The organism is Accumulibacter sp., from assembly GCF_031732815.1.
Taxonomy (GTDB): Bacteria; Pseudomonadota; Gammaproteobacteria; order Burkholderiales; family Rhodocyclaceae; genus Accumulibacter.
In genome coordinates, this window is sequence record NZ_JAVMKF010000007.1 from 1 (window position 1) to 10,139 (window position 10,139).

General features: G+C 58.1%; 9 protein-coding genes. 3 read left to right on the forward strand and 6 right to left on the reverse strand.

The annotated features are described in order from the left end of the window. Nucleotides 1-265 precede the first annotated feature (265 nt). The gene (locus tag RKP46_RS00745) at nucleotides 266-469 is read right to left on the reverse strand and encodes a hypothetical protein (RefSeq protein ID WP_311104862.1); all 204 of its coding nucleotides are present in this window, start codon (nucleotides 467-469) and stop codon (nucleotides 266-268) included. Between the two features lie 168 nt (nucleotides 470-637). Here RKP46_RS00745 and RKP46_RS00750 point away from each other — a divergent pair, with 168 nt between their 5' ends. Genes RKP46_RS00750 through RKP46_RS00760 form a run of 3 tightly spaced genes read left to right on the forward strand, consistent with a single transcriptional unit; the run spans nucleotide 638 to nucleotide 2,671 of the window. Then, on the forward strand, nucleotides 638-1,921 hold the full coding sequence (locus RKP46_RS00750) for a hypothetical protein (RefSeq protein WP_311104863.1): 1,284 nt from the start codon (nucleotides 638-640) through the stop codon (nucleotides 1,919-1,921). Nucleotides 1,922-1,970: 49 nt separating this feature from the next. Next, nucleotides 1,971-2,267: a type II toxin-antitoxin system MqsR family toxin gene (locus RKP46_RS00755; protein ID WP_311104864.1), complete on the forward strand. Its 297-nt coding sequence runs from the start codon at nucleotides 1,971-1,973 to the stop codon at nucleotides 2,265-2,267. A 2-nt stretch (nucleotides 2,268-2,269) separates the two neighbouring features. Continuing rightward, nucleotides 2,270-2,671 (forward strand): type II toxin-antitoxin system MqsA family antitoxin, encoded by a 402-nt coding sequence (locus RKP46_RS00760; RefSeq protein WP_311104865.1) that lies wholly within the window; start codon nucleotides 2,270-2,272, stop codon nucleotides 2,669-2,671. Between the two features lie 9 nt (nucleotides 2,672-2,680). On the opposite strand, the gene RKP46_RS00765 is transcribed toward RKP46_RS00760, so the two are convergent. Genes RKP46_RS00765 through RKP46_RS00785 form a run of 5 tightly spaced genes read right to left on the reverse strand, consistent with a single transcriptional unit; the run spans nucleotide 2,681 to nucleotide 9,925 of the window. Next, nucleotides 2,681-3,757, reverse strand: a complete 1,077-nt coding sequence (locus tag RKP46_RS00765; protein WP_311104866.1) for a hypothetical protein — start codon at nucleotides 3,755-3,757, stop codon at nucleotides 2,681-2,683. Between the two features lie 25 nt (nucleotides 3,758-3,782). Next, the gene (locus RKP46_RS00770; RefSeq protein WP_311104867.1) at nucleotides 3,783-4,217 is read right to left on the reverse strand and encodes a YrhA family protein; all 435 of its coding nucleotides are present in this window, start codon (nucleotides 4,215-4,217) and stop codon (nucleotides 3,783-3,785) included. Beyond that, nucleotides 4,207-4,983: an HNH endonuclease signature motif containing protein gene (locus RKP46_RS00775; RefSeq protein WP_311104868.1), complete on the reverse strand. Its 777-nt coding sequence runs from the start codon at nucleotides 4,981-4,983 to the stop codon at nucleotides 4,207-4,209. The genes RKP46_RS00770 and RKP46_RS00775 overlap by 11 nt, the downstream gene beginning before the upstream one ends. Continuing rightward, nucleotides 4,980-9,320, reverse strand: coding sequence for an AAA domain-containing protein (locus RKP46_RS00780; RefSeq protein ID WP_311104869.1), 4,341 nt, complete (start codon nucleotides 9,318-9,320; stop codon nucleotides 4,980-4,982). The genes RKP46_RS00775 and RKP46_RS00780 overlap by 4 nt, the downstream gene beginning before the upstream one ends. Nucleotides 9,321-9,331: 11 nt before the next feature. After that, nucleotides 9,332-9,925, reverse strand: a complete 594-nt coding sequence (locus RKP46_RS00785) for a hypothetical protein (RefSeq protein WP_311104870.1) — start codon at nucleotides 9,923-9,925, stop codon at nucleotides 9,332-9,334. Between the last annotated feature and the right edge of the window lie 214 nt (nucleotides 9,926-10,139).

Consider the following 10,139-nt stretch of genomic DNA (forward strand, 5'->3'; position numbering starts at 1 on the left):
TTGTCAATACGGCCAAGGCACCACTTGTAGACATAAAAAAACCGGCTCGAAAGCCAAGCCGTTAACAACTTGTGTTGAAACCATCGAGGAGCAAGCCTAGAATCGGCTTGACTCCTCGATTTCGTTTTGACACGTGCCCAGGAATTCTTCCGAGACTTCGCCAGACGACACCCCCTCTCGCCTGCCACGGGTACCGGAGGAGTTCGGAGGTATTCAGGTCAATTTCTGCAAGAACCCGAGCTGCACGAACTTTGGTGTGCCGGTCTCACCGGTCAGTGGCCGGGGCAAATTCGCTGACAACGCCTACACCATCGTCGCCGCCGGCAAAGGATTTCCGATCGCGCGTTGCAATTCCTGCGGCGAACATTTCCCATTCAAGAGCAATCGCGGCATTTATGAGGAATTTTGGCGGATCTATCGCCAAACGCATCCTGTAGCCAGTTGCCCGGAAGCACTCTGTGATCACCACCGAATTCCTGTCGACACGCCGGGCGCCTACCAAGCTTTCGGTCAAACCACGATTGGCTCGAAGCGCTACCGCTGCAAGGGGTGCGGACGGACATTCTCGGTAAAGCCTTCAGGCCTTAACCCGATCGCCAAGCAGCTTCGATCCGACAAGAATCCGACGATCTTCCGCATGCTCACCGGGAAGATGCCGCTTCGGCGCATCTGCGAAGCCGCCGACGTGGCACCGCGGGTCCTCTACGAGCGCATCGATTTCTTCTACGAGCAGTGCCTGGCGTTCCTGGCGGACCGGGAGCGCCGTCTTCCGACCCTCGCCATCAAGCGCCTCTACATCGGCGTCGATCGGCAGGACTACGCAATCAACTGGTTCCAGCGCAAAGACAAGCGCAACGTAATCCTGTCTGCGGTGTCCTCTGCGGACAACGGCACCGGATACGTTTTCGGAATGCACCCGAATTTCGATCCGGAATGCGACCCCGCCCAGATCGAGGCGGCCGCTCTCGCCTGTGGCGACTCTGGCCTCCCTGGTGCTCACCGGCGTTACGGTCGGTTGTGGCTGGCCAGCGACTACGCGGCGGCTGTGGCGGAGACACAGAAGCGCAACGTCAAAGGCTCGCTGGCAGAGGAGATCGCTGGCGCCTACGATGATGCCCTGCGGCGGACCGACATCGAATCGCCCGAGCAGATTACCGGCACGGAGACGTTGCCGGCGATCGGGATGCAGGTTCATTCGGAATACACCCTCTATGGCCACTTTCTCCATCTGCTGACGCTGTTCGACAGCGTCGAAAAGGTGCGCTTCTTCCTCGACCAGGATTCAGGGATGAGGGCAGCCTGCCTGGGGGCCTTCGCAGGCAGGATCAAGGATCGGCGTTGCGATGCGTTCTACGTGCGAATCGCCAAGAACCTGACCGTGGACGAGAAGCGCCGTCTGGTTCGGGATGCCGAGTCCGACTTCCGGGATCTGGTCAAGCGCCACTCTGGAATGTCGGAAGAGGAGGTTTCGCTGCTTCTGCTCAAGCAGCGGATTGCCCAGTCGCAGCAGATCGGCAAATGGAAGGACCGTTGGGTCACGCATCCCCGCCCGACCATGAGCGAACCCGAGAAGGCCATGTGTTTCCTGACCGATATGGGTGATTACGACGAGGACCACTTGGCCTGGCTCTACAACAAGGCCAGTCTGCACGCGGTCGATTCGTGGTTTAACCGCCTGCGCCGGCGCTCCTCGATGCTCGAGCGCCCGGTGTCGTCCGCTGGCAACCGCGGCCGGGTGTGGAGCGGCTATTCAGCGTATCGCCCGGAGCAAATCGGCAAGCTGATGACCATCTTCCGGGCGTGCCACAACTACCTCTGGGTTGGCGAAGGCAAGGAGGCGCGGCAAAAGGGAACGCCAGCGATGCGCCTCGGCCTGGCCAAGGCTCCGCTGGATTACACGGACATCATCTATTTTCGCTAACGGCAATTAACCAACTTGCCAAATTCACCAACTAGGTTAATATTGAGTTATGGAGAAATCAACGCCTCACTGCAGGCTGCCGGTCGTCAAAGCGATGATCGAGGCGGGCAAGGTTCGATCGACGATGTCCGCGCTGACGGGCGGTGCTGCATTGGGTTTCGACTTTGCCGGGATAGTGGAGGTGGTGCTGGCGCTGACGCCGGCCGATTTCTACAAGAGCATGACGACCCATGCGGATCACCGTGTCTGGCAGGACGTGTATCGGCCGATGACGGCCGCCGGCGAGGTCTACCTGAAACTCACGGTCATCGATGACGTTCTCATCGTGTCATTCAAGGAGCTATGAACATGAAATGTCCAAGCTGCGCAGCGGCCGAACTGGTCCGTGACACTCGCGACCTGTCCTACACGTACAAGGGCGAGACGACTTCCATTCCGGACGTGACGGGCGACTATTGCCCGGCCTGCGGAGAAGCGGTGCTGGATCTCGCGGAATCCACCCGGACCAGTGCGGCGATGCTGGAATTCAACAAACAGGTGAATGCGTCGATCGTTGATCCGGCGTTCATTGCCAGCGTGAGGAAAAAACTGGCGCTGGATCAGCAACAGGCGGCCGAAATCTTCGGTGGCGGCGTGAATGCATTTTCGCGGTACGAGAATGGGAGAACCCGGCCACCGCTGGCGCTCGTGAAGCTGCTCAAGGTGCTCGACCGTCACCCGGATCTGCTCGACGAGGTGCGTGCCGCCTGATCTTGCCGCCTATGACAGCGTAGGAGTTCCCGCCTTCCAGGCGTTATACGCACGAACTGCGCTCTCGCGTGATGGCGGGGATGACTCCGCCCCAAGGCCGATCAGCCAACGCGGACGGACGTCGAACAAAATAGTCTCCAAGAAGGACTGGCACTCATTTTCCGCGGGGAGGGACGCCAGTTCAGCGCCAAGGCGAATCATCATCCGCTCTTTGGCGGACAGGCAGAGCCAGATGTGTGTCCTGCCTGCAGACAATTCTGCTTCCCTCGCGTTTCGTTTCTCCCGCAAAGGATCGTCTTCGGCGATCAGAATTTCCGGATTCATTCCCGCTGGGAAGGACGCCGCCCGGGATGCGGTGAGCGCAGTCTTGTCGCGCAGGGCATAGGCTTCTTCTGCCGTGTGAGTGCCCGTGATCATCGCTTCAAGTGCACCGATCGGCATTTTGAGCGAACATCCGAACAAGCGATTGCTGTCTTCCAGCAGATCCTGCAACTCCCGGTTGCCATTGCCGTAGTCGTCGACAGCCATTCGCCACCGAGCGATGGTCAAGCCATCCACGTGGAATTTTCCGGCCTGGTCCAGGCGCTGCAGTTGCCGTTCTCCGTCGTCGGTCAGCCTGTACTGATCCCCATCCATCCGAATCCAGCCGGCCGATTCCAGCTCCTCCAGGATGCTCCCGAGCCGACCAGGGGATACCACGCGTAGCGCGTTGAGCCAGTCGATCAGCGAGGCGGTATCCGTGCCTCTTCTTGGCGGAGGCACAAATTCAATGTTTGCAGACTGGATGTTCAGCGCCGATTCGCCTGGCGCGAAGACGGCCCCCACCGGTAGCGGTTGAGGATCGTTTCGGCGCTCGTCCAGTTCCGGCAAGACCGGCCCCATCGCTTTGTCGTCCGTGGCCAGCGCGCGTAATCCGATGGCCGTTTTGCCGGCTGCATACCGGCAAAAATGCTCGTCGATCTGCTGTGGGTTCTTGAGATGCCCCAAGGTGTTTGCCCAGATCAGGGCATAAGCCATGGCCGCGTCTGCCGGATAGTCGGCTTCGATTTCCGCTGGCGAGCGGAGCGGCAATAGCGGTGTGATCATCGGATGCGCGTGCATTTGAACCCCGTCAGTCAAGGGCGCGCTCAAGCATGAACTCGATCATGGCTTCGCAGTTCGGGAACTCTTCCCACTCGGCCAGGCCGTTGAGCTCGACGGCCAGAAAACGTCCGGTGGCCAGTTCCAGCACGAAGACGGAATCATCCCGCTGGCCGAAATAGAGGAAATCGTCGGAGATATTCTCCCTGAGATCCCAGTTGGCGGTCAGGATGGATTCGTGGAACTTCCAATGGGGAGCGCACGGCCAGATCGTCAGACCATTTTCCAGAATTCCATCCGACGCCAGGAGCAGTCGCTGGTAGGCTTCTGGGAGCGGACGCTGAAACTCTCGTTCAAATGCTTCGGCGACCGCAGTTACGGCCTCCGGCTTGGCGGCCGGAGGATTGTATAGATCGTACTCTGCGCAGTTCTCCTGCACTGCTTTCACCAGTGTTTCAATGCTCATCGAACATCTCCATGAATTTTGCGTAATTGACTGATTTCGATACGTAGCTCATCGACGGATTCGGATAAACCAATGTGTCTTTGGGCGGTACCGGCAGGGCCACCTCGGCTTTCTCTCCGTAGGCCAGCAGTCGAATGCGTAACTCTGCCGGGTTGTAGTAGCCGTGGAGGGCTCGATGCTCCACATCGTCCCGAATGAGGATGAAGTTGTCCCGACTATTGGTGCCGCCATCATCCAGCGGAATGCGATGGTGGACCTGATATCCCTGCGGCGGCCGCCCATCCTTGGCCATGCGGTCAATGTCCTTCTGAGACAATCCCGCTGCAGCCAACTCCTGACGACGGGATGTCCCGATATCCTTGAGCCACGCGCTACGCTCCTTACGGTCGAATTCGTAGCGGAGCGCTTTGTAATGCTGGCGATCTTCCCTTCTCTCGTAGCTGACACGCTCATAGGTGAAGCCGGCCATCTCCCTGGCACCGGTGTGGTGATAAACCGTGACGCTACTATTTCCACCACCTTCCTGACGAAGCAGGTTCCCCGCGTTAACCCGATCGAGGTATGCCGGGTCATTGCGCCGATCCTTCAGGACCGTGCGCACGATCTCGGCGATCAGTTCCCGTCCGGAGGGTGGGATCGCCTTGATTTCTTCACGGTATCCCTGAACATCGTCTTCCGTCAGGTATCCGGCCGCGAGCAACGCCTGGACAGTCTCTGGCGATATATAGGAGCCGCCGGTACGAGGATAGCTGCTGACGCCGCTCAAGATGCATCTCCCGGAATCATGGACGGTTCATCTTCCCCAATCCCATAAGCTTTGGGAGCGGCATGGCCGAGGTAGAGTGCATTCAAAGCCTCAGTGGTCTTTCCCGGCTTCCAGCGATAACGTTTGAATGCCGAGATGAGGGTCTGCGCTGTCGTCGCTGCCGGGTATCGCGGCAAAATAACCTTCCGATAGGTGTGCGCCATCATCGGCGCCGCATTCGCAAGCTCAATCCTCGATGTGGCCATCTCGGCTACTGCCTGCGACGGGTATCGGGCAGGCGCATCAGCGTTTGCTGCCAAGGCATAGCCAGCAACCGGTTTCCCGTCCACGCGCCCATCAATACGGATGCGCCAATGCCCAGTTTCCGCTTGCCTTTCGGCAATCTCTCGAAGCAATGCCAGTTGTGGGCGCGATGCCCGCACGCCTGCTGTTGCAAGCTCGCGATGAAACTCGGCATCGAATAGTGACCGGAGCACATTGGCCCGCACACGGCGCGCATCTATCCCTGGCAAGGCAAGTTCACGGGCTTGCCTGACATCCTCTGGGGTCAGGGAGTAAAAACGCATTCGCCGAATTCGTGAGGTGTCGTCAACACCGGCGCTGCGGAGCACTTCCTGCACATGCCAGGCGATCTCTTCCCCGTCGTCATCATCGTCTGTGGCGAGATAGAAGGCATCAATTTGACGGAGATCTGCAGAAATCTCCTTCAGCGCATTCACCGTGGATTCGCCCCCTTCAATGATCTCTGCGACAAGTTTTCCGCCGGTCATGGCAAGGCGGCGGAAGTGCCCGCCTGTTGGAATCACTTTTGCGGACAAGCCCAGTGCTTCCTCGATGCGTTCGGCTTTGCCCGGCGCTTCGATGACGACCACTTCCCGTGGATACAGGCGCCTGCCGGCCTCGTTCATGTAGGCGATCAAGATCGCCAGCGGATCGGCGGGCGCATTGTCTTTGGCGCCATAGGGCGACTTCACATCCATGGCGGACTGGAGGACCGCAGGCGCAGCGAAGAGGATGAAGCAGTCCTTGGCTCGGCTGACCGCGACATTCAGCAGATTCGGCCCATCGCGATCGACAAAGAACGCGCCCTGGTCCTGCGTCAGCGAGAATGCCACGATCGGCTTTTCCGCCCCCTGCAGCGCATGGACGGTATTGATCACCATCGCGTCAGCATCTTCTTGTCCAAGCGATGTGGCCACAGCCTTTTTGAGCGCCAAGGCCTGCGCCCTGAAGGGGGCGATCAGCGCAACTGCATCGGAAATTCGCGCAACACCGTAGTGGGACATGATCCGCTGACGGTCATGTTCCAGCCAACGAACGATCTCTCGAATCTGGTCTTCATTCACCCACGACCCGCCCTGTTTCTTGGCGCCGGCCTTCTGCTCGACCTTAACCCATGCCATGGGCGGATACAGGAATGATTGCTGGCCGTTGGGCGGCCGTTCGATACGAACCGGCTCCAATCCATTACCGTAGATCAAGCGGCGGCAGTATTCGATGATCTCGGCCCGACAACGGTAGTGTGCGACCAGGCCGACACCAGGCTCACGCTGGTTTTGTTTGGCTTCGCTGAGGGCGGTGTGTGCCTGCGCGACCTTCATGATCGATCCCGCGGAAACGCTGAATCCTTCCTCAATCCCGCTGATATCCAGATCCTGCCTCAGCCGGGTGTCGGCTTCCTTACCGACATTCCATACCGGTTTCAGTTGGTTAATATCGCCAACGACGATGGCCCTTCGTGCAAAAGCAAAGCTGGCGGCCCCGATTTCAGGGGATGCCTGCCCGGACTCGTCGAAGATCAACAGGTCTGCAAATTCAAATTCATCCAGAATCCCCGGAAGGGTATATACCGTTGCCACGATAACCGGCGCGAGCATCGCGGCACGCCGCAGCGCCTGCCGCATATCGCCCGTGTCTTGTGGTTTCGGCATGTCGGCCAACCAGCGCGCCTCCCAGTACCGGGCGGCCATATGGAAATGGCGAAATCGAAATGCTCGATCCAGCAATTCCTCGAACTGGCGATGGAGCTGGTGTTCTTGGGGAAACCCTGCCTCGGCCCACTCGGCAAGCGCTCCACGCAGACTCTGCCCTTCATCTACAGGCAAGCTGGTCGCCAATAGTTCAGCTTGCGACCGCCAATCCTGCCATTGGTCGAGCATTGTCCGTGCTGACCTTATCTCCTTCGCGGTGGTGCGCTGGAGCTCATTGTTCTCACCAAGCATTCTGGCGACTTGAGCATGCCGGCGTTCGGCCACATCCAAGGCATCGGCTCGGTAGACCGAAATCTCTGGATCGATCGCCGTCATTTTTGCGAGCGCCGTGTTCTCGAGTGCCTGTGCCTGTTGCCCCTCTTTATCCCCGAACAACAGGCGCTTAATCCGGTACAACCATCCCTCGCACAGGCTGCGCAGGTGGGATGACTCACGAAGGTTCTCCAACACCTCGTTCCATTGATGCAAGATTGCACTCAGGCGCTCTATCTCCCTCTGAAGAAGCCTCTCGCGATCTTCCTGCTCACCGAGTGCTTGCCGCCAAGAGTCTTCCGGGCGTCGACATCCTTCCATCTGATGCGGATATTCAACGCATCGTCGGAACTGCGACTGTAGGGTATGCATCTTCGCGACGGACGTTTCCAATCGTTTCCGGATCATTTCCGCAGCGTCAGTTGCTGATGTTGCCTTCTGCGACAACCCCAAGGCTTGCCGATGCAGGTCCAGGTAAGTGTCCAGCATCCAGTTGCGCTGCTGCTGTTCGAGGATGGAGAATTTTTCGGCCGCTATTTTCTTGACCAGGCTGACTGGCTGACCACCTTTCCCCCCGTCACGCTTCAACACCATGAAGCCGTTCAATTCAGCGTCCGGCTTCGATGCCGCAGGATAGAACCATCCGTAGGACGGAAGATGTGGCAGCCACCGGCTTGCCCACTCCGGCTGCATCTCAGGCCCGGCGATGCCGGCAAATGATTCGATGATGTTGGTGACGGCCTTATTGGTCGCGGCCGTGGCAAGAATGATCCATGGATCTGTGCCACGCAGCGCGGCGTGGACATACTCCGTACCAATGACAGCGCGCAGAAAGCTTGTCTTGCCGGTACCGGGCGGACCATTCACCGCCAGTAGTTCTCCTGGCGGCACTTGCGTCATTGCCGTTGCCGCAATCCGTTGGCTGCGCTCCAGGGAAAATCCTTCCCGTTTCTCCTTCTTGGCATCGAACGTATCGATGTGACCGAGCAACGAGCTTGAATCCTTTAGCGCCGTAGGCAGATCGAATTTGGATGGCTGGCGTGGTTTGTTACAAATGGCATCGAGCAATGGCGGCGCCTTCGTGATTGCCCGTTGGTAGGCATCAGCGATCTTCTTTGTGGCGCCCCCCGTATCCCATTTGACAATTTTCCACGCGGTATCACGCTTACCAATTACGGGCGCAAGATCGGGGAGCGGATTGGAATCCCCAGTAACCGTGCGGACAAACGACTCAACATAGGCCCAATACTCCGGCCATGAAACACCCTTCTGCGGCGGGTTTGCAGCAAAGAAGTCATCGCAATCCGGCACGCTGCCGAGATAGGCGTCCTTGGTTGCGTCAGGGTCCGGCGGTTCCATCCATTCGCGATTAAAGAACGGTACGGCGCCCTGGGGCGGCGGCACCAGAACGGATTCTTCCCGGTCATACGAAAGCGGGATGCCGAGCAGCACCGTGGGTTTCGACTTGCCCGTGCCTCCGGTGTAGGCAATCAGCAATGCAACCGGCTCGTCCGGGTCTGCCACCCGCGGGGGCTCGAAGTCCTCGCGTAAACGTGGAAGGCCTTCCGCAAGCTTTTCCGGCTGGAATCGCGTCGTGATGCTGGCCTCCGATTCAGCGGCCAATCCGTTCAAGTCGCGATAGAGCAGCGCGCGACTCCAGTATTGAAGTACTTTTCCGGCAGGCGGCAACTGGAAAGAGGCCGAAATCGACTCGAGCCACTTGCGCAGGTCTTGTTGTGACTTGCTAGAAGGCGGCGGGATATCTGTAACGGCGGCAAGGTCCTTGATCAAACTTTCGGCCCGCCCCCGCTCAGGGCGATCCTTTCCGATTCTCCCAAGCTCATCGTCAGTGCAGGAATACAGTGTGAGGCTAATCCACGCGGTTGCAGCCGATCTCAACGCCAAAACCGCATGGGTGGCCTTGAGCGATGTGTTGTTCTTGATCTTATTGATCAGGTCGATTTGGAACTTGGAGACGCTGGTTGTTTTTTCTGCGGCCATTGAGTCACTGCATTTGATTGGTATAGCGGCATCATACGGCATGAAAAAAACAAAAAAAAAGCCAACCCGAAGGTTGGCTTGAAGATGATTCACGAAGTTCTATGTCATGCCGCCAATCGATAGGGGCGTGGCCCCCAAATGATTGCTTCGTCAGACATGCGTGCAGGCCACATCAGGTCGTCGAGATTGCGACAATCGATGAATGGCCATTCGGCGCCATCTGGGGGCGGCGTCCCGTTGGTCTCACTCAAGATAAAGCTGCATGAGTCGACGGTGACAAAGTACGCGTCCTCGGCGGTGTAGGAGAAACCTCCATCAAAGTGGACAATTTCTACCAGCAAGCCGCTTTGCTTGATCACCAGAAAGTCCCCTACTTCTGCCTCCAGCGGGGTTCCTTCAGGCTGAAGCTTTTCGAGCAGCTTCTTGGAAGGGCCTTTTTCGAACAACGTAGGCGGAACTTCTGACCGCGCTGCCCAGGCCAGCAGTTGGAGCAACAAATCCCGCTGATGGCCATTGATGTGGAGACGCTTCGGATCGTCGTCCAGTTGATTCAACAACGGAACCGCGGCGTCAGTACGATATTTCTCTGGAAGCTGATAATCGTACTTTTTCCACAAGAGCCTCGACTCCCCATCTCGATGCTGCGAAAGAAGGTCTTTCAGCAGCTGGCACGACGTGCCGTCAATTGCAATTCTCACGGTCATCTCCTTGATAAAAGTGGAGACAACCGTTCCCCTGTGGGGAGCAGCGTCCCCAAGGGGTATTACAAAAGAAACGGGCCAACTTTCGTTGGCCCGCAGGGGTTAATCCCTTTCGGCGTTAAAGCCCATCTTCAACAAATCGTGTTAACGGCTTGATCGAAAGCCGGTTTTTTCGGGATCGCAAGGACGATCACTTCAGGCTGAGAACCCA